Origin of the sequence: Cytobacillus oceanisediminis, from assembly GCF_004366035.1 — a bacterium.
GTDB classification, from domain to species: Bacteria; Bacillota; Bacilli; order Bacillales; family Cytobacillaceae; genus Cytobacillus; species Cytobacillus oceanisediminis_C.
In genome coordinates this window covers 377,130-397,582 of sequence record NZ_SOEE01000004.1, presented here as the reverse complement: position 1 = coordinate 397,582, position 20,453 = coordinate 377,130, and the positions used below count along the sequence as shown (strand labels likewise).

Annotated in this window: 20 protein-coding genes and 1 riboswitch; of the genes, 6 read left to right on the top strand and 14 right to left on the bottom strand. The window is 38.9% G+C overall.

Annotated features, from left to right (window positions below; translation table 11 throughout):
* Window positions 1-2: 2 nt before the first annotated feature.
* Window positions 3-998: a DctP family TRAP transporter solute-binding subunit gene (locus DFO72_RS12745; protein WP_113882039.1), complete on the bottom strand. Its 996-nt coding sequence runs from the start codon at window positions 996-998 to the stop codon at window positions 3-5.
* A gap of 419 nt (window positions 999-1,417) precedes the next feature.
* On the opposite strand from DFO72_RS12745, the gene DFO72_RS12740 reads away from it, so the two are divergent.
* Together DFO72_RS12740 and DFO72_RS12735 are read left to right on the top strand one after the other, a co-directional pair.
* On the top strand, window positions 1,418-2,482 hold the full coding sequence (locus DFO72_RS12740; RefSeq protein ID WP_113882038.1) for a YeiH family protein: 1,065 nt from the start codon (window positions 1,418-1,420) through the stop codon (window positions 2,480-2,482).
* A gap of 156 nt (window positions 2,483-2,638) precedes the next feature.
* The gene (locus tag DFO72_RS12735; protein WP_113882037.1) at window positions 2,639-3,334 is read left to right on the top strand and encodes a FadR/GntR family transcriptional regulator; all 696 of its coding nucleotides are present in this window, start codon (window positions 2,639-2,641) and stop codon (window positions 3,332-3,334) included.
* A gap of 67 nt (window positions 3,335-3,401) precedes the next feature.
* On the opposite strand, the gene DFO72_RS12730 is transcribed toward DFO72_RS12735, so the two are convergent.
* The 8 genes from DFO72_RS12730 to miaA form a co-directional block, all read right to left on the bottom strand.
* Window positions 3,402-4,487, bottom strand: coding sequence for an Ldh family oxidoreductase (locus DFO72_RS12730; protein ID WP_113882036.1), 1,086 nt, complete (start codon window positions 4,485-4,487; stop codon window positions 3,402-3,404).
* 74 nt (window positions 4,488-4,561) lie between these two features.
* Complete coding sequence (locus DFO72_RS12725) at window positions 4,562-5,719, bottom strand: UxaA family hydrolase (protein ID WP_113882035.1); 1,158 nt, start codon at window positions 5,717-5,719, stop codon at window positions 4,562-4,564.
* Window positions 5,720-5,721: 2 nt separating this feature from the next.
* The gene (locus DFO72_RS12720) at window positions 5,722-6,066 is read right to left on the bottom strand and encodes a UxaA family hydrolase (protein ID WP_019381820.1); all 345 of its coding nucleotides are present in this window, start codon (window positions 6,064-6,066) and stop codon (window positions 5,722-5,724) included.
* Between the two features lie 111 nt (window positions 6,067-6,177).
* Window positions 6,178-7,125 carry a hydroxyacid dehydrogenase gene (locus tag DFO72_RS12715; RefSeq protein ID WP_113882034.1) on the bottom strand — a complete coding sequence of 316 codons (948 nt, stop codon included), beginning with the start codon at window positions 7,123-7,125 and terminating at the stop codon, window positions 6,178-6,180.
* Between the two features lie 351 nt (window positions 7,126-7,476).
* Window positions 7,477-7,710 (bottom strand): glutaredoxin family protein, encoded by a 234-nt coding sequence (locus DFO72_RS12710; protein WP_113882033.1) that lies wholly within the window; start codon window positions 7,708-7,710, stop codon window positions 7,477-7,479.
* A gap of 72 nt (window positions 7,711-7,782) precedes the next feature.
* The gene (gene spoVK / locus DFO72_RS12705) at window positions 7,783-8,733 is read right to left on the bottom strand and encodes a stage V sporulation protein K (protein ID WP_113882032.1); all 951 of its coding nucleotides are present in this window, start codon (window positions 8,731-8,733) and stop codon (window positions 7,783-7,785) included.
* 393 nt (window positions 8,734-9,126) lie between these two features.
* Window positions 9,127-9,360, bottom strand: coding sequence for an RNA chaperone Hfq (hfq, locus tag DFO72_RS12700; protein ID WP_009330585.1), 234 nt, complete (start codon window positions 9,358-9,360; stop codon window positions 9,127-9,129).
* 27 nt (window positions 9,361-9,387) lie between these two features.
* Entirely contained in the window at window positions 9,388-10,350 is a 963-nt protein-coding gene (miaA, locus tag DFO72_RS12695; RefSeq protein WP_113882031.1) for a tRNA (adenosine(37)-N6)-dimethylallyltransferase MiaA, read from the bottom strand.
* Window positions 10,351-10,625: 275 nt separating this feature from the next.
* Here miaA and mreBH point away from each other — a divergent pair, with 275 nt between their 5' ends.
* Window positions 10,626-11,633 carry a rod-share determining protein MreBH gene (mreBH, locus tag DFO72_RS12690; protein WP_113882030.1) on the top strand — a complete coding sequence of 336 codons (1,008 nt, stop codon included), beginning with the start codon at window positions 10,626-10,628 and terminating at the stop codon, window positions 11,631-11,633.
* Between the two features lie 1,787 nt (window positions 11,634-13,420).
* On the opposite strand, the gene DFO72_RS30690 is transcribed toward mreBH, so the two are convergent.
* The 4 genes from DFO72_RS30690 to DFO72_RS12665 form a co-directional block, all read right to left on the bottom strand.
* Complete coding sequence (locus DFO72_RS30690; protein ID WP_395858170.1) at window positions 13,421-13,534, bottom strand: hypothetical protein; 114 nt, start codon at window positions 13,532-13,534, stop codon at window positions 13,421-13,423.
* Between the two features lie 26 nt (window positions 13,535-13,560).
* Window positions 13,561-13,866, bottom strand: coding sequence for a methyltransferase domain-containing protein (locus DFO72_RS12675; RefSeq protein ID WP_113882028.1), 306 nt, complete (start codon window positions 13,864-13,866; stop codon window positions 13,561-13,563).
* Window positions 13,867-14,096: 230 nt separating this feature from the next.
* Window positions 14,097-15,419: a TrkH family potassium uptake protein gene (locus DFO72_RS12670; RefSeq protein ID WP_113882027.1), complete on the bottom strand. Its 1,323-nt coding sequence runs from the start codon at window positions 15,417-15,419 to the stop codon at window positions 14,097-14,099.
* A gap of 1 nt (window position 15,420) precedes the next feature.
* Window positions 15,421-16,077, bottom strand: a complete 657-nt coding sequence (locus DFO72_RS12665; protein WP_113882026.1) for a potassium channel family protein — start codon at window positions 16,075-16,077, stop codon at window positions 15,421-15,423.
* Window positions 16,078-16,154: 77 nt separating this feature from the next.
* Window positions 16,155-16,304, bottom strand: a riboswitch (cyclic di-AMP (ydaO/yuaA leader).
* A gap of 138 nt (window positions 16,305-16,442) precedes the next feature.
* Between DFO72_RS12665 and DFO72_RS12660 the strand changes: the two genes are divergently transcribed.
* The 3 genes from DFO72_RS12660 to DFO72_RS12650 all read left to right on the top strand — a co-directional run bounded on the left by DFO72_RS12660 (window position 16,443) and on the right by DFO72_RS12650 (window position 18,474).
* The gene (locus DFO72_RS12660) at window positions 16,443-16,892 is read left to right on the top strand and encodes an NAD-binding protein (protein WP_113882025.1); all 450 of its coding nucleotides are present in this window, start codon (window positions 16,443-16,445) and stop codon (window positions 16,890-16,892) included.
* Window positions 16,893-17,047: 155 nt separating this feature from the next.
* Entirely contained in the window at window positions 17,048-17,299 is a 252-nt protein-coding gene (locus tag DFO72_RS12655; RefSeq protein ID WP_166672472.1) for a hypothetical protein, read from the top strand.
* Window positions 17,300-17,361: 62 nt separating this feature from the next.
* Window positions 17,362-18,474: a site-specific integrase gene (locus DFO72_RS12650; RefSeq protein ID WP_113882024.1), complete on the top strand. Its 1,113-nt coding sequence runs from the start codon at window positions 17,362-17,364 to the stop codon at window positions 18,472-18,474.
* A 47-nt stretch (window positions 18,475-18,521) separates the two neighbouring features.
* Here DFO72_RS12650 and mutL read toward each other — a convergent pair whose 3' ends face one another.
* Window positions 18,522-20,435, bottom strand: coding sequence for a DNA mismatch repair endonuclease MutL (mutL, locus tag DFO72_RS12645; protein ID WP_113882023.1), 1,914 nt, complete (start codon window positions 20,433-20,435; stop codon window positions 18,522-18,524).
* Window positions 20,436-20,453: the final 18 nt, after the last annotated feature.

The following is a 20,453-nucleotide window of genomic DNA, read 5'->3' as shown; positions in this document are numbered from 1 at the left end:
ATTTATTTTAAGTTTTCTATCTTATCAAACAGCTCTTTTCCTATCGTTTCTTCAAATTCCTCATAAACCGGCTTTACTGCTTCCCTAAATGAATCCAAATCTGGATTCTCTTCAATTTCTATCTCCGTATTTTTAAGGTCCTCCAGCAGTTTTTTCTCATCCTCCAAGGCTACTTTGCGTTCATAATCAACTGCTTCTTCAGAGGCTTCAGATACTGCCTTTTGCAGTTCTTCAGGCAATGTGTCGTATGTTGTTTTACTCATAAGAAAAACAGCAGCATCATAGTTATGGGCAGTTAATGTCAAATAGCTCTGCACCTCTTGGAATTTATTTAAATAGATTTGAGCAAGCGGATTTTCCTGGCCGTCGACCACTTTTTGTTCCAAAGCAGTATATAGTTCACCGAATGGAACAGGAACAGGAGTTGAGCCAAGTGCTTTGATGAATGAGATGTATGGAGGTGACTCCTGGACCCTCAATTTTAATTTCGCTGCATCGGCACTTGTCTTAATGGGTTTCTTATTATTTGTCATATGCCTCCAGCCATTCTCCATATAGCCGAGGTTGATAAGGCCCCTGTTCTCTAAATCAGAAGCGATCTCATTACCTATCTCCCCATCCAGGACCCGAAAAGCATGCTCCCGGCTTTCAAATAAATATGGAAGGTTAAGCAAATTAAATTTAGGGGCGAAATTGGTTACTGGTGCTACTGAACCAATATGAAAATGGATGGAGCCAATTTGCGCGCCTTCTATCTGGTCTCTTCCATTTCCTAATTGGCTGCTTGGAAATATATCAATTCTTATCCGCCCGTTAGATTTTTCTTCCACCAGCTCTTTAAACCTCAATGCCCCTTTGTGGTAAGGATGAGTTTCCGTTTGAAGATGGCCCAGTCTCAATACATATTCTGCATCCGGCTCTTTGCCATTAACATTGCTGGAGCAGCCGCTCACAAATATTAACAATAGGATTGATAAGATAGACAGATATACCCTCATAAAATTCGCCTCCCGCACTATATTGTAAGCCCTTACAAATACATGATTGAAAAACTGCAAGGATTCCTCAGATTTCCCCCCGCCAATTCTACATAAATTAGCTGTTAATATTGTTAATTGATTAGACTAAATTGATTTTCCCCTTAAAATTCCTCCTTTTTATTCACTATCCTGCTGATCTATTAAAATCTTTTATTTTGGAATGACTTTTCTTAAAGGAGATTAGTTAAGTTATGGTACAGTCACCCAACCACTACCCATATTCTATTTATAATTTTCTAAAAAATCAATACTTTCTAAATTTTTTTGTTTAATTTTTATATTTTTCTTGATTACCCTTTTTAAAAATGCTTAAATGAAATTATATTGGTTGGGTCTCCTAACCACCGGACCAATTTTACAAAAAAGGAGGCAGAAGATTGAGTAATGCTGGAGCAACAAAACTGCATAAAGCAAAAACAGTTCCCCTTCACACAAGAAAAAAAATTAAAACCTTAAAGCTGCAAAAGGGCTGGTTAAAAGGAGTTCTGCTAACTTTAATACTTGCTGTATTAGCTGGTTCAATAGCGAAATTGCCTGTTTTTTCAGTAATGGGAATCATGATTGTTTCCATACTTCTTGGCATGAGCTGGAAAGGAATAATGGATGTGCCAGCCGATGCATCTACCGGAATCACATTCAGCAGCAAGACTCTTCTCCGCGCGGGAATTATTCTGATGGGATTAAGACTCAATGTTGAACAAATCTTTGCCGCTGGCTTTTCTCTTATTATTGTCGATATAATTGTAATCGGTTTCACTCTTATCCTTATGATGTATATCGGAAAACTTCTCTCAATCGACCGCCATTTATCAGCACTGATTGCAGTTGGAACTGCAATATGCGGGGCTGCTGCCATAGTTGCTGTTGCCCCGCTAATCCGGGCTAAAAATGAGTTTACTGCTATCTCCGTAGCTTTTATTGCCATTATGGGTACTATTGTGACAATCATTTATACTTTTTTGTTTCCCGTACTGGACCTGAGCCCTTACGATTATGGAGTTTTAACAGGGGCAACTTTGCATGAGCTTGCTCATGTCATTGCAGCTTCTGCTCCAGGAGGTGATGTAAGCAGTGATACTGCCATTCTGGTGAAGCTGGGACGTGTAGCATTATTAATTCCTGCAGCGATTATACTCGGATTAATATTTAATAAGCACAGCTTAAACAAACAGAATACCAGATTCAGAGATTTGCCGGTCCCTTGGTTTATCTTTGGCTTTCTGTTTATGTGCCTGATTAATACGGCTGGCATACTTTCTGATAGAATGACCCAAATGCTAATCGCACTAAGTATCTTTTTATTATCTATGGCTATGGCAGGCTTAGGTTTAGGAGTTAATTATACTGAATTTAAAAAGTTAAACAGAAAGGTAATTTTTACGGGAACTTTTGGAGCTGCCGCCTTAGCAGCATTAGGATTTTTAATCGTTTATTTCATTTAAAGCTGCCTATGAAGGCAGCTCTATTTACCCTTTTGAGAAATTTAAGACAGCGGTGTTGATTACTTGACCCGTTAATGATTTAATAAAATAGGTTGGGCCATTGAACCATTTTCCCTATAAAAAAAGCCCATCAGTAAATTGCTTGGAGGGGTATATTTGGACATTAATAGAAAAGGAATTTCGGAGCAGGTAGCCGATAGTATAAAGAAAAAAATCCAAAATGGCGTATACAGAGCAGGTGAAAAAATCCCCGGTGAAAGAGAAATGGGAAATGAGCTTTCTGTCAGCAGGAATACAGTAAGGGAAGCCTATAAAATACTCGAAGCATATGGGTATTTGACCGCCAAACACGGAACTGGGGTCTTTGTAGCTTCACCTGAGCAGCAAATACAAAAAATGACTGAAGCTTTTTTTGTATCCTCTGATCAATTTAAGGATTTCTTCTCGGTCAGAAAAATTCTTGAGGAATGGACAGTAAAATGGTCCATAGAGAATTCAAGCCCTGATCTTATTCAGCAATTAGATCAAATCCTTAAGGAAGCAAACGAAATTGTAAGCGGTGACCAGGATTTTGACCGTCTGGCTGAATTGGATCATAAATTTCATATGACGCTTGCCGATCATTCAAATAATGTGGTTTTAGTAAGAATTATGCACTTTTTAATCGATCTTCTGTCCGAGTCACGTACAAAATCAATTAACATTCCGGGCCGTGCTTTAAAATCTGTCCAGGAGCACGAAAAGATTCTTGAGGCAATAAAGCAGAACAACATTGAGTTGGCTCAGGAACGTATGATAGACCATATTGAAAGTGTAGAATGTTCGATTTCTCAAAATACATTATCCAGCTAAAAAAGCTGTTATGGTGTTTATATGCCTCATCCAATTGGATGGGTCAATAATCACCATACAGCTTTTTTTAAAGAGAAAAGCTTTTACTGGAATGGTCAAGTGACATTGCCTCAGGAAAAGGGATATGGAAATCCGCCCCCAATTCTTTTAATTCCTGTTCAACATTGCCTGATAATTCAATTCCTGTTAATTGCCTGCTGGCACTTTCTCTTTTTCTTCTTTCCCCCGGGTAGCGTATTTCACTTACATCTGGTTTCTTAGGAACTTCTTTCATTTCCTGCAGCAAATTTTGAATAGAGGTAAAGAACAGTGTTAAATCCATAAACTTTTTAATATCCAGTAACAAAAAGAAGTGTCCAACATTTGCATTCTCTGTTTCATTGTCATCATAAAGATTTTTCACATGGGGGCCAAATGCGGCTCCTGAAAGTACACCAGTTAATATCTCAACAGCAAGCGCGAGTGCAGCCCCTTTTGCTCCGCCAAGCGGTAATACAGATCCTTTTAAGGCAGCCGCAGGTTCCTTGGTGGGATACCCATCTTCATCAATTGCCCAGCCATCCGGTATTTCAGTTCCCTGTTTTGCGGCCAATATGATCTTCCCTCTAGCCACTATACTGGTTGATAAATCAATTATTACAGGCTGATCGTTGCCAGTTGGAAAGCCAAACGCGATTGGGTTAGTGCCAAAGAAAGCTTCCTTCCCTCCCCAGGGTGCGATCCCTGGCGGGGAATTAGTAAAGCCTATACATGCGAGATTCTGCTCGCATGCCATTTGGCAAAAATACGAAGCAGTCCCAAAATGATTGCTATTACGAATCGCGATTGCTGCAGTGCCGCTTTCTTTTGCTATTTCAATACCTTCTTTAATCGCCTTCCAGCTTACTACATGACCCAGGCCATTATCGCCATCAATCTGAAGCACGGTTGGAGCTTTTTTTGTTACTTTAATATCTGGATTCACATTTATTCTTTTATCCATAAATCGTTTGGCGTAAATGGAAAGTCTGCTGATCCCGTGACTATCTGTACCTTCTAAGTTTGCTTTTACCAGTGAATCCGCGACAACTTCCGAATAATCTTTGCGCATTCCCATTTTTTCAAGAACTTTTTCACAGAATTCCTTTAGATCCGATTCATTATATGTGTTCATGTCTAAACTCCTTTTTTTGTACTCTCTTTAAAAAAGGATTCTCCCCGCTCAAAAATGTGCAGGGAGAAATTGAATCAGGCGCTTCGGTATAGTTTTGTCATGACAAATTCACGATGTCCCAAAGCTTCAGCACTGGTCAAGCGGCCATTTACCGTACGGCAAATAACTTCCATTAATTTGTCGCCTGCTTCTTCCAGGGAAATCTGACGGGACAATAATCCCTGTACATCTACATCAATATGCTCGCTCATTGTTCCAGCTGTTATCGGATTTGCGGTAATTTTCACAACTGGCTCAATTGGATTTCCGATAATATTACCCTGCCCTGTTGGGAAAAGATGGAGTACTGCACCGCCAGCTGCCATTAACGTAATGCATTCTGCAGCTGCTGAAGAAGTATCCATAAAATACAAGCCCTTGCCATTCTCTGGCTTTTCTGCTGGGTCAAGCACCCCAATTACTTCCTTTGTGCCCGTTTTGGCAATATTTCCAAGAGCCTTTTCTTCTATAGTTGATAGGCCTCCTGCAATATTTCCCTGTGTTGGCTGTGAGCCAAGCAAATCTACTCCTTTGGATTCGATTTCGCCTACATAATCTTTATAAATAGCCATAAACTTTTCATGAAGTTCAGGCGTTGCCATTCTTTGTGCGATTAGATGTTCTCCACCTGTTAATTCAGATGTTTCCCCAAAGAATACCGTCGCACCGGCATCTACCAGGCGGTCAACTGCCTGAGATACTGTTGGGCATGATCCCAGCCCTGTAGTCGTATCCGATTCCCCGCACTTAATGCTGATCGTTAAATCTTTTAGTTCAATCGGTTCTCTCTGCAGTTCAGATGCCCATTGAACATACTCTTTAGCTTTCCATGATGCTTGTCGGATTGTTTCAAAGTCGCCATTTCCCTCGATAGAAAAATAGGATACTGGTTTGCCAGTTTCTGCAATACCTTCCGCGATCTTCTTGGACCAGTTTTCTTCAATGCCGATGACAATAACCGCTGCCACATTTGGATTTGAACCGGTTCCTATCATTGTTCTGAAATGAAGGTCAAGGTCTGGTCCATACTGGAGTCTTCCATATGCGTGAGGAAGGGCCATCGTTCCTTGAACTTGTCTTGCAACAGCCTCACAGGCAGCATTCGAGATATCATCAACAGGCAAAATGATGACATGATTGCGTATACCAACTTTTCCATTTTTTCTGCGGTAACCCATTAGTGTATTATTCATATTTACCACCTCGCCGTTTTAATATTATGAGTATGGACATAGTCTCCTACAGCCCATTCCGTTGTTGTTAACCCAATTTGAATTCCGTATTTTAAGACTGGCTGATTACTCTTTAAGTCCACTAATGAAATTTTATGCCCTAAAGGAATATCCCCGCGAGACTTTACAGACACCTCAGAATTATCATCCATGAAGATTCCGATAACCTGTTCTCCTTCTTTTATTGGACTAGTCGCTACCCCTACATGATCTCCCTTATGATGAATTAAAAACTTATGTGTGCTAACCTCTTTAGACTCAGGAGAATGCGTGTCTGCCAGAGTTGTAGATTGACTGTTATTACTCATTCGATTACCTCCTTTTTATTTTGGTTGGGTGACCCAACCACTGTTTATAGGTTAATTAAACCACTCCTAAATGGCAAAGTCAATTATTTATTTAAATTTTCGGAAACTTTTTTAAATTACACATAAAGACGGCTGATTTTTCATAACCTTTGCTACTTCCTTTGCCACCAATAGAGAAGTTCTAATTTGTGATTCTTCCGTTAAACCAGCAATATGCGGAGTAATGACAGCATTTGAGCAGGTCAATAGTTTGTTCGACTGGTGAATTGGTTCTTCCTCAAGTACATCCAGAAACGCTCCTGCAATCGAACCATTGGTCAAAGCAGCTTCAAGATCAAGTTCATTTATAATACCGCCTCGGGACGTATTAATAATATAGGAAGAAACCTTCATTGATTGAAGTTCTGTCTCGGAGATTAAATACTTGGTTGAAGCTGTAAGCGGGACATGCAAGGAAATAAAATCACATTCAGCAAGCAGATCTGTTAATTCTTTTATTTGAACCCCAGTTTCAGAAACGATGTGATCATAATCCGCGATAAAGGGATCATAGCCGATCACTTTCATTCCAAACGATTTTGCTCTTTTGGCAACGCGATGAGAGATTTCACCTAACCCTATAAGGCCCAGCGTTTTACCCGCTAGTTCCATCCCGGTGTATGTTTTTCTATCCCAATTTCCTTTCCTGACATCATAATCAGCAAGATGTAGAGGCCGGGAAACACTTAGCATGGCCATCATCACATACTCTGCCACCGAAGTGGCATTGGCATTTTTAGCATAAACAACTGGAATTCCCATTTTCTTTGCTGATTTTGTGTCTATATTATCAAGTCCAACTCCAAGCCTGCCTATAACCTTTAATTGAAGACCAGCTGCCATTAATTCCTGATCTACAATTGTTTGATTTCTTACAATTAATCCATCGTAATTGTTTATTTTTCTCAATAATTCTTCACGGTTACTCCATAGATTTTCATCATAATCCACTTGAAAGCCATTATTTATTAACTCTTCAATTCCTTCTTTCCAGATTAGTTCAGTAATTAGGATTTTCATTTCTCAAGCTCCTTCCAGAATAAAATGGTTAGGTGACCCAACCACTTATAATTATTAAATCACCCCCAGGAATTTCGGTCAATGTTTTTTGAAAATTCTTTCTTCAAAATAAAAAACATCAGTTTATCCTGATGTTTTTTTGAAATTACACTTAGAAATTCAAACAGAATCATGGTTCAGATGTTTAATTGCCGGTTTAAGCTGTTTGTTTGCCAGTTCAGTCACTTTCTTTGCAAAATTTCCTATTTATTTGCGAATATAGGTACTTTTTTTGCTAATATGCAATTTTATTTGCAGAGTTCACAATTCCATAAAAAAGACCTGCTCCACCATGAGCAGGCCCCCTCTATATTATTGCTTCACATTCGCCATTATCGTATTTGGATCAAAGCCAATAACCCAATTGCCATTCACATTGATCTGCGGCACTCCCATTTGTCCAGTGGTTGCAACCAGTTTTTGTGCCTCTCGCTGGTCATTCTGCACATTAACCTCTTTATACTCCAGTCCTTGCTCATCCAGAAAATTCTTCACCATCGTACAGTAAGGACATGTATTGGTCGTATAAACCGTAATATTGTTCATTTTATATTCCTCCTTCAGTAAAAAAACAATGCCAATGTTCTTTGACACTGTCTTTTTTTATTAAATATCCCCTTAATCGGCTTCTTCAAACACCAAATCATTGCTTCTGATGGTCATCAGATCATGTTTGTCATAGCAGTTTTGCAATAATAGACGCATGGCCTGTGTCCGGATTGATTTTTCAATGATATTTCGGATGTAGCGCCCGTTCGAAAAACTGTTTGGGCTGAGATTATTTTTCACAAAGTGTAAGTGCTCCCTCAGTTTCTTTTCAGATTCGTGGCTTAATGTATATTCCCGTTCCTTCAGCATCCGCTCCCCGATTTCCATCAGCTGCTCAATCGAATAGTCAGGAAAGTCAACAACTAGGGGGAACCGGGAATGAAGGCCAGGATTCAGCGTCAGGAAGTGATTCATTTCTCTTGAGTAGCCCGCCAGTATAAGAATAAATTCATGCTGGCGGTCTTCCATATGCTTAACGAGAGTGTCAATGGCTTCCTTGCCAAAGTCTTTTTCTCCTCCTCTTCCTAAGGAGTATGCTTCATCGATGAACAGGATCCCGCCTATCGCTTTTTTCACCAAATCCCTTGTCTTCTGGGCGGTATGACCAATGTATTCACCGACAAGATCAGCGCGCTCAGCTTCAATTAGATGACCTTTTGACAGTACATTCATTTTTTGAAAAAGCTTGCCTATTAATCGGGCAACCGTAGTCTTACCGGTGCCGGGATTGCCTTTGAACATCATATGCAATGCCTGCTTTCCAGCTTTGAGACCGGCTTCCTCCCGCTTTTTATTCACATAAATCCACGCATAGATCTCCTTTATCATTTTTTTCATCTCTTCCATTCCCACAAGAGCGCCAAGTTCTTCTTCAATTTCTTTCAGAGCTGTATGCTCAGGCGGAATGGCTTTTGGAGCCGCTTGGGATTCGGGAAGCTCTTTTGTGTATGTTTTTCTCTTTTGTGAATTGAGCACGATGCTGATCTGTCCGTTATTCTTCAGGCGAATCGGCTGGTCCAAAAGCTATCACCTCACATTCTTAGCACAGTATACGCATAGAAGTAATCGTTGTGACAAAAGCCTATATGCATCCGCAAGATTACGGTTATTAGGCTAAAATCCGACAAGTTCCCTCGCGTTTCAGCAATCACTGATGCATGAGTGTCGGTTCATGCGGTTTCCCGAGAAATAAGGTGAAATTTTCGCCTGTTCGGGCTTTCCTCCGCTTTAGTTGCTGCGATACCTGGAAGCATTCTGCCTGTTCATGGAAAACAAGCCCAGCAGGCAGGCTCCCTCATATCTATATGTATTCAGCCAACCTCCATTTCATTAAAAATATTTGCGTTGTCTTTGCATAAGAAAATAGCCCGCTTCAATTAAAGCGGGCTTTTCTTCTGAATGTTAACTTTTATATTATTGCTGGTTTTCCATATCCAGCTGAACATTGCGCTGTGGAACGAAGGTAGAAATGGCATGCTTATAAACGAGCTGCTGCTTGCCTTCTGACTCGAATAATACCGTGAAATTATCAAAGCCTTTGATTTGGCCTCTAATTTGGAATCCATTTAACAAAAATACAGTACAATTAATATTATCCTTGCGTAGCTGATTAAGAACCTGATCCTGAATATTGATTGCTGATTTCATTATAATCCTCCTCTTTTATCTCTATCATTATGTATTCGATTTTATTTTCAGCTTTCCTTCAATATGAGCAGAAATTTCAGCGAATTTTTTTTCAAACTCATGAGGGCCGGCTGTATCGGACATATCAAACCATTCCACATTCATCTTGTTTCGAAACCATGTTAGCTGCCTTTTTGCATATCTTCTTGAATTTTGCTTCAGATTTACTACGGCATCCTCCAGAGAAACACGTCCATTAAAGTATTCATACAGCTCTTTATACCCGATGGCTTGTATGGACTGGCAATCCTTTAATCCCTGATCATATAGGGCTCTTACCTCTTCAAGCAAGCCTTCCTTCATCATGATCTCAACCCGGAGATTGATGCGTTCATATAAGGTATCCCGGTCCATGGTCAACCCAATCAGCGCCGTATCATAAAGAAGTGCTGGATCCTGATTCTCCTGATACTGAGACATCGTTTTCCCTGTGCAATGGTAAATTTCCAATGCCCTGACCACTCTTCGAATGTTATTGGGGTGAATTTTTTCCGCACTTTCAGGGTCTATGTCCAAAAGCTCCTTGAAAAGAGCATCGTTCCCTTCCCTTTCGGCGCGATCCTCTAATGTTTTTCTGAATTCCTCATCTGAAGGCGCATCAGAGAATTGGTAATCATAAATAACGGATTGAATATACAATCCCGTGCCTCCAACAATCATTGGAAGTTTGCCTCTTGAAGTGATCTCTGTGATTTTGCTGCGGACCAGTTCCTGAAATTCAGCAGCCGAAAAGGGGTCTTCAGGATTTTTGATGTCAATCAGATGATGCGGAATTCCTTCCATCTCTTCTTCTTTAATTTTTGCCGTGCCGATATCCATGCTTTTATATATTTGCATAGAATCTCCGCTGATGATCTCGGCATTAAATCTTTTTGCCAGAAGGATGCTTAATTTTGTTTTTCCAACAGCTGTAGGGCCAATCAGCACTGCAAGCTTTTCTTTTTCACTCATCTGTTCACTGCCTTTACTGCCATTCTAATTATTATCCTACCATATAGCAGGAAAATTTTTCAGGTATCATCTTACCATTCTTTTTATAAAAACAGAACATTTATGCATTATGAACAAGTTTCACCTTTCCTATTCGACAAGTTTCCTAAAATTTTCTTATAAAATTACATTTTATTAACGATTCCATAACAAATAAAGGGTAACCCCCAAAATCATGTTAATTTATTAGAAGGTTATATTGTGACAATATAAATTTGAAATTGGGTGAAGAATTCATGTTAAATACATCTGAAATTGGAATTGACTTAGGAACTGCTAATATCCTTGTATACAGCAAAACAAAAGGCATTATCCTTAATGAACCTTCTGTTGTAGCAATTGATACAGAAACGAAAAAAGTGTTAGCTGTTGGTAAAGAAGCAAAGGAAATGATCGGGAAAACACCAGGCCGCATCGTTGCCATCCGTCCGCTTAAAGACGGGGTTATTGCCGACTATGACACCACTACTGAAATGCTTCGCCAGGTTATGCGAAAAGCATCGAAAAAAGTCGGATTTGCAATCAGGAAGCCGAATGTCGTTGTTTGTACGCCATCTGGTTCGACAAGTGTTGAAAGAAGAGCCATCCATGATGCTGTCCGCAATGCAGGAGCGAAGAAAGTACATCTGATCGAAGAGCCTGTAGCAGCAGCAATTGGTTCAGGCATGCCTGTCGATGAGCCTGTCGCGAACGTGGTTGTTGACATTGGCGGCGGTTCAACAGAAGTAGCCATCATCTCTTTCGGCGGAGTGGTAGCCTGCAATTCCATCCGGATTGGCGGCGACAGACTTGACGATGATATTATTCAATATGTGCGTAAAGAATACAACGTCCTGATCGGAGAAAGAACAGCCGAGCATATTAAAATGGAAATCGGCTACGCGCTGGTTGACCACGAAGAACTGACAATGGAAGTGCGCGGCCGAGACCTTGTTACAGGCCTGCCTAAGACGATTACTCTAACTTCATATGAAATCCGTGATGCAATCAAAGAATCATTGCTTCACATTCTTGAAGCAATCCGTGCAACATTAGAGGACAGTCCGGCTGAACTCAGCGGAGACATCGTAGACCGCGGTGTGATCCTTTCCGGCGGCGGTGCCCTTTTAAACGGCATGCAGGAATGGCTTTCACAGGAAATTGTAGTCCCTGTACATCTTGCACCTAGCCCTCTTGAATCTGTAGCGATTGGAACAGGAAAAGCCCTGAAATTTATTGATAAATTGCATACAGCAGTGAGATAAGCTATAAGAAAAGCATCCATTTCGCGAAATGGATGCTTTGTTTGTTTGGTATAGTGACGTTTTGAGCAAAAAAAAGGTTTTTATCGTAGAAATAAAGTTTTTTATGAGCGAAATGAGCTAAAAAAGAAAATTAGGGATGGAACGCCGATTAGTTTACATAACATAATTATCGTCTATAAATTAAAAAACGCCGAACCACTCTGGTTCGGCGTCGCTCTTTTATACATTACTCTCTTAAACATTTTCTCCATTTCATAAGTGGAGTAATCAGACTATATAATAGAAGAAAATAAAAGAAATCAAACATTGATATATTGATATTTTTACATTCTATTCGATATATGAAGAAGTGAAAATATGGGCAAAGATGGGCAAAAAGTGGGTAGAGTTAAATCAGACTTTCCAATACCCAATTGCTTCCGGCTGGGATCGAACCACCGACCTCTCCCTGCAAAGTGGCAAACAGTCACTGAAGCAATAAAGTAATTATAGAAAATCCTTACATATCAAGGCTTCAGCAGGAATGAAGTATGTTCTTGTAAGTTTAAAACGGACAGTTGTTGACCGTTTTCGTCAACAACCCCATAATTTAGACCTCTCTTGCAAGTCCTGAATAATACATAATAACAGTTGCCTAATAAAGATGTTCTAATGGTAAAGTTAATTAATGACAGATTATAGACTGCCTCCTAAGCTGTAGGTCGTGAGTTCGAATCTCGCCTGGGACGTTATTAAAGAAAAGCGCGAATTTTTTGTAGATCAAGGGTTTCGCGCTTTTTATTTTATTCAATTTGTTTATTCATAAAAATTAATTATCTAAATTTGGGGTCGGTTTGGGGTCGGAACGATTTTTTTAATCATTTAATAGCCCAATTTTGCTTGTTTTGGACATTTATAATTATCCAGCGACCTCTACCCTGTCAAAGTAGCAAACAGTCACGGAAGCAATAAAGTTATTATGGAAAATTTCTTACATATCAAGGCTTTAGAAGGAATGAAGTTTGTCCCTTTAGATTTAAAATGGACCATTGTTGACCGTTTTCGTCAACAATTCGTCAACATCTATTGCTTGTGATCATTTTGATTTCTTATTCAACTAAAGCACCCTATTGTTTAAGTGCATTTTTTCACAAATTTGAACTTTTTTAATGTTTTTTATACAAGACAGCTGTACCGTTAGTGTAAAAAGGAAAAGAGCTGCCGCAGCAACCCTTATTAAAGGCAAGCTATTCGTTATCTATAAGACAAAAACCATAACCAATAATAAATTTACCTTTGTTCTTTTCTAAAATAACTGTACCAAGGCATTCCTATGAAAAATAAAGGTGTTATCAACAATGCGATAAAACTTTTTGTTTCTAAACCATTAAAAATAACAAATGCCAGGAGAATCATAAACCCCACTAGTCTTAATGCAAAACATCGTTTCATTGCAATCTTAGGAATTTTTATCAACTCCTTATTATCAATAGCAGGTTTTCTCAATTAAAGAATTACCTATATTTTACCACAAAAACACAACTCTTGTTGAAGAAACCTGCCCGTTTGTTAAGTAAGAAAAATAGCCGCCTATTGGCAGCTAATATCTTAATAGTTGAATAAGAACAAATTTTTCTCCATTGTTCTACTTATAACTTTCTTGCAACAATCTTATTTACTGCATGACAGTGTCTAATATTATTTTCATGTTCATCCTCGAACTGATAAGAACGGTACATTTCTATTGTCCAATCAAAGTACAGCTTTTTTAATTCTCCCTCATGAAATATGCCTTTAACATAGGGCTTTTAATCTTCTGGTATTTCAACCTCATCCGTAAAAACTGTAACAATGTTGTATCCACCTTTTTGAGTTCCTTTTTTCATACGATGAATAATATTTGACCAATTATTCCTTTCAATAAAATGAAATAGTCCATGTGAGATAATTAAATCATATGTACAGTTAAACTCGAGTAGTTTGTTGCATCTCTTACAAATCCTCTTAAATTCGTTAAATTGAGTTTTTCTTTAATACGGTTAACTTTGGCTATCCCTGCTTTTGATATATCTATTGCATCCACTATGTGTCCCATTCTTGCCAAATAGATTGCATGCCTTCCATCCCCACAACCCAGGTCAAGTATTTTTGAATTTCTATGTAAATGTTTGCTTACATTTATTACTTCTTCGCTTGGCTTTCCGAATGTCTCAACTTCATCATCCAAATAAGCCCTTTCCCAAAATGGCTCCATTTTTTCCACCTCTAATTACTTTTTAACAAAAGTATATCATTCCTTGTTCAACAAACCTGCCCCGTTTGTCGAAGAAGAAAGAGGCTGCCTTATCAGCAGCTAATCTTGGATTTATCACCTGATTGTTTAAATCATTAATTCACAAACTTATAACAGAAATTTTGCCCCGTTAGGTCAATAAGATTAACCTAACGGGGCAAAATCCACCCATTTATTTAAAAGTATAAACTTTATCCTGTAAGGATCTCTTCATTAGGATACTTAACTTTTGCTTTTTCAGGATTTGCAAGTGAGAATGCCAATGTAAGAGGACCTAATTTCCCTACGAACATTATAAAAATGATAACAAATTTCCCGATAAAGGTTAGTGAGCCTGTTAGTCCCATTGATAATCCAACTGTTCCAAATGCTGAAATTACTTCAAAGACAACCATGAGAAATGGTGCATCCTCTGTAATATTTAGAATAAAAATTGCAAAACAAATAAAAAATAATGCGATGGTTGAGATGGCTAAAGAACGTAAAACAACTGTAAGACTAATTGACCTTCTTCCTAATACTATGTTTTCTTTCCCTTTTAAAAAAGTGATAACCGAGAATAAAATGACTAAGAAGGTTGTTAGTTTAATTCCTCCACCTGTAGATGCACTCCCGGCTCCTATAAACATTAATAGAAGAAACAAAAATATTGTTGATTCTTCTAGGCCTGCAATATCTAATGTATTAAAACCTGCAGTTCTAGGTGTAACTGCCTGAAAATAAGAAGCCCAAAGTTTTTCACCTATGGAATTTAAGCCACCAAGAGTATTAGGGTTGCTATATTCCAACACAAATATAATTAACATTGCAACAATATTGATTACAAATGTACCCACAACCATCATTTTTGAATGAAGACTCATTTTTTTGAATTCCTTCTTATACCATAAATCAGATAATACTGTAAAACCAATACCACCGATTATAAATAAGAAAGTAATCACAATATTTACAACAGGATCTCCGACATATCCCATTAGGCTGTCTGGCCATAAAGCAAATCCGGCATTATTAAATGCTGAAATAGCATGAAAAAAACTATTATATAATCCTTTTCCCCATCCTAACTCAGGCACCCATCTCACTGACAAAAATGCCATTGCGATGAATTCAATTATTATCGAAAAGATAAATAAGTTTTTAACTAATTGGATAACTCCTCCCAGGGATGTTTGATTCAATGCCTGCTGCACAACCAATCGTTCTTTGATGCCAATTTTTTTGCCAAGCATCATATAAATGAGAACGGCAAATGACATGATTCCTAAACCACCCACCTGGATTAACGAAGCAATGACAATTTCACCAAATAAGGTGTAGGCTGTTCCGGTATCTACTACAACGAGTCCAGTGACCGTCATGGCTGAAGTAGCAGTGAATAAGGCATCAATCCATCTAATGGACTCTGTCGTCGCAAAGGGCAATTTAAGCAAGATGGTACCTAAAGAGATAAATACGGCAAATACCAAGATAAGCAACTGGGATGGGTTGAGATTAATAATTCCGCGCTTCACACTATACTCCTTCTTTCTCAAATCGGTTAATATCAGAGTTATGCCCCATAACAATTAGTATATCGCCCTTTTGGATAACTTCTTCTGCTGATGGTGACACAATAATATCTTTCCCTTTTTGAATTCCTACAATGTTGCATCCGTATTTTGCTCTAATATCAAGTTCTATTAAAGATTTATTATGTACTTTACTTGATGCAACGATTTCAACCATACTATAATCTTCTGATAGCTCAATATAATCAATCATTTTATCAGAAACGATATGATTTGCTATCCGCTTTGCCATATCTCTTTCAGGATGAATTACTCGATCAACACCCACTTTTTCAAGAACTCTAGCGTGATAATCATTATGTGCTTTTGCCCAAACTACGGGTATTCCCATTTCTTTTAACACCAAGGATGTTAGAATACTCGACTCTATATTTTCACCGAAGGAAATAAAGGCATGGTCAATATTTCTTATCCCTACTTGTTTTAGTGCTTCTTCGTCAAATGCATTAATTTGTACAGCATAGGTAACAAAATGAGCAAATTTATTCACCTTCTCCTGGTCAATGTCGATTGCCAAAACCTCTGCACCTAATTCATGAAACTCTTTTACCAAGCTTCCACCAAAACGTCCTAAACCAAAAACAGCATACTGCTTATTCATAAGACATATCCTTCCTTTTCCAAAAATGGACACAAAAAGACCACTCTTAATAAAAGAATGGTCAATGACATCATTAACCCTTCTCTCGATTAGCGCTTACGGAGTTAGCTGTCGGATTAGGGATTGAGAGTATCCCTTCTTAGCTTAATATGCTAAGATTCACCCCAAGATAAACATCGTTTATCAGAAATGGTTCCCCCGCTCAAAAGATTCAGCAAAAAGGTCTTTGTATTAAAAATAATAAATATAAATTACTCCTATCATATTCTATTGTCAATACTATTTGTCTAATCTTAATAAAGTTGTTTAAGAATTCTGATAAGCGTCTATGATTAAAATAATATTAAAATTAGGTGTGTGAACTAATGACTGTTAAAAAACTTGATAATACCAACATTCTCATTATTGGCTGGAACGAGAGAGCAATGAAGTTAATAGAAATCATAACAGCCATTTCAAATGTAAAAATAAATATTATTGATTGCTCAGTGAGGGAACTCCCATATTCATCTGAGTCAGTTGAATATATATATGGAAATCCTATGTTTGATGAAACATTGAAGAGAGCTGGAATAAAGGATACAAATATAACTTTCATCACAGCTGATAGGCACTCCTCTGAAACAGTCTCTGATTCTAAATCAGTTATTTCATTGTTAGCAATTAAGTCCCTGAATCCTTCTGTGTTTACTATTATTGAGATACTCTCTGATTCAAGCATAGAGAATGCCAAAAGAGCAGGTGCTGATGAAGTCATTTATACAAGTGAAATCTTTTCCAATACAATTATAAATAGTTTGAGTGGAAATTCGTAAAGCCATTGGTGTTTATGCACTATTCTGCAGAGAGTAGTGTTTTTTTCTTTTTTTCCAAAAGAATCATCATTTATCTTATATAACAAACCCGCTCTGCATGGCATCATAACCGAACATATATTCGTGTATAATTAATGCAAAAAGGAAGTGAAAAAATGAGAATAGTAATTGAAACAATGCTCAATATTGAAGGCATTAGAGGTTCAAGCCGCGGAGAGTTTTTCGTTCGAGACCGAGATTTTAAGGATGATCCAAACTTCGCGGTTGCAGTTGTAGCCTACCAATGGATCCAGCAACAATGGCGTGAATCAGGCTGCAGGGATATGATTATTGAGATGGTTACCTGGAACGAGGAGAATGATATTACTGAAGGCGTGAAGCAGATTAGGCCGGTAGTGAAGGTTTAGCCCTTTTGGGCTTTTCTTTTCAACAAAAACAGAACATATATTCTTAAAAGGGAGTGGCATTCATGGCTAGTTTCAGAAAAAGGGGTAATTCATGGCAATACAGAATTAAATATATAGACCCTGCTACTGGAAAACCAAAAGAAAAAAGTAAAAGTGGATTTAGAACTAAAAAAGAGGCACAGATTGAAGCAGCCGAAGTGGAGAAAAAGTTTTATCTCCGGCAACATTCTGTTATTGCAAATAGCGAAACTATACTAAAGGATTGGCTTACCGAATGGTTAGAAATTTATGGAGCCCAATGCGCAGAAAGAACATTATTTAATAGATTTTGGTATATCAATAATCATATTATCCCAAGCCTCGGAAATTATAAGATGAATCAGTTAACACGGATAGAATATCAAAAATTTATTAATACGTTAGTTGAAAAAGGATACGCTAAAAAAACCATTCAGACGATTCATTCTATTTTTTGTACTGCAATCAATAAAGCTGTTGAACTAGAAATGGTTACACATAATAAGTATCAAGGGATATCTATAAAAGTTGACGAAGAAGAAAAAATTAATTATTTATCAAGAGATGAAGTAGAAATCTTCATGGATGCAGCTAAAAAATCTCCATATCATCATTATATTATCGCATCCATTTTGCTCCGAACAGGAATGAGAAAAGGTGAAATGTTAGCCTTAAAATGGGAAGATATTAATTTTGAAAATAAAACCATTTCCATCACAAAAACGAGAAGTGATAATGGTGTGAAAAAACCAAAAACCAAATCAAGTAACCGCACAATTGGGATCGATAATACTTTAATTGCTGATTTAAAGCAGTATCAGTTATGGCAAAAGAAAAATAAAATGAAACATGGTGCCGATTACCATAAATCAGAGTTCTTAGTAAGGTGCCCAAACGGAAAAGAAATTGGAGAATACGGAGTCAACAAGACGATTGATTCTATTTTAAAAAAAGCTAATACAAACCTCCCCCACATTTCCCCGCATGGATTGCGTCACACTCACGCAATTATGTTGCTGGAAAGTGGTGCAGATCTAAAGTTTGCTAGTGAACGATTGGGGCACTCAACTATCAATATGACAGCCGATGTCTATGTTCATATTACAAAAAAATATGAAACTGTAAATTTACTAAAACTAGAGTCATATTTAAGTTAAATGGGCAAAAAGTGGGCAAGGAGAATTTCCCCTTGCCGCAAACCTCTCTACATCACTCGTTTGAACATCTTTTCCATTTCATAAGTGGAGTAATGAATGATGATCGGCCGTCCATGCGGGCATGTGAACGGATCGGAAGACCTCCGCAATTCATCAAGCAGCGCCTGGATTTCATCATTGCGGAGGTGGTGGTTCGCTTTAATGGAAGCTTTACAGCTCATCATAATGGCAGCTTCCTCACGCAGCTTTTTAATATCAACTCTCTTCATGGCTAAAAGCTGTTCAATCATATCCTCGATGATTTCCTGTTCCTCGCCTTTAGGCAGCCATTGCGGATGGGAACGGACAATAAAGCTGTTATGTCCGAACTGCTCAAGGAATACCCCCACTTTCTCAAGCTCGCCTTTGTATTCATCAATTTTAATATAATCATCCGTTGAGTATTCAAATGTCAGCGGTATAAGCATTTCCTGCAATTCACTTTCAACCTGGCCGACTTTCTCCCTGAAATACTCGTACTTAATCCGCTCCTGGGCGGCGTGCTGATCAATTATATAAAGGCCCCGGTCATTTTGGGCAAAAATATATGTCCCATGCATTTGCCCAATTGGATAGAGCGGCGGCACCCGGGATGGCTCCTCCACTGTGGCGGTCTCTGCAAAAAACTGTTTCAATCCTGCAGCTCTCGGCTCTTCGGGCTGGAATATGTGCTGATCCGCTTCAGGCAATTCTTCAGCTGAAGGGCTTAATTCCATGAAAGGAGCATCCTGCAAGTCAGGAGATTCTGCTGCTGCCGGTTGAACTGGAGGGCTTTGCAGAACTGCCCCATTCGGGTACTGCCGGATAGCTTCCTCCCTCGTTTCACGCACATAAGAAGGCACATGCTCCCGATGCTCAGGCAAATGATCCAGATCAAGAGCCGTCTGTTCTGACTTAGGCTTTATGGTCTTCGGCTGTGTAAATCCGGAAGGGATCAGTTCCTCTTTTTTAAATGCTGCCTTCAAAGCACCTGATACAAGCTCATTCAATTCATGTTCCTTGCTTAAGCGCACCTCCATTTTCGATGGATGGACGTTCACATCGACAAGGAGCGGATCCATTTCAATGTTCAGGAGCACAATCGGGTAGCGGCCGATTGGCAGCAAAGTATGATACCCCTCCTGAATGGCTTTGGCCAATGAGTAATTCTTGATAAAGCGGCCGTTGATCATGGTAGAAATGTAGTTTCTTGATGCCCTTGTAATCTCCGGCAGTGCCGCATAGCCGCTGATTTTAAAATCAAGTGAGCTTGCTTCAATCCGAACCATCTTTTTCACAATATTGATCCCATAAATAGCTGCAAGCACCTGCCGGACATCCCCATTTCCGTTCGTCTGCAGGAGCTTTCGCTCATTATGGATCAGGCGGATGGCGACCTCCGGATGGGCGAGCGCAAGCCTGTTAACCACATCTGTAATATTGCCAAGCTCTGTGTGAATCGTCTTCATATATTTAAGCCTTGCCGGCGTGTTGAAAAATAAATCCGTCACGGTAAGGTCAGTCCCTTTTCTGCCGGGTGCCTTTTCCATCACTTCGACTTTTCCGCCTTCGATGACAACACGTGTGCCGGCATCCCCGGTTGAGGTTTTCATTTCAATTCTCGAAACTGACGCAATACTTGGCAATGCCTCTCCTCGGAATCCGAGCGTGCGGATGCGGAAAAGGTCATTTTCGTCTTTAATTTTACTGGTGGCATGGCGATGAAAGGCATTCAGGACATCATCTTCTTCAATGCCATCGCCATTATCGATAATGCGGATTTTGGCCAGGCCGGCTTCTTCCGTTTCGATTTCAATAATCGTACTTCCGGCATCGATCGAGTTCTCCATCAATTCTTTTACCACCGATGCTGGCCTCTCCACCACCTCGCCGGCAGCAATTTTATTAGAAAGCGCATCCTCCAGCTGAATGATTTTCCCCATCTCGTCACCCCCTGTTTT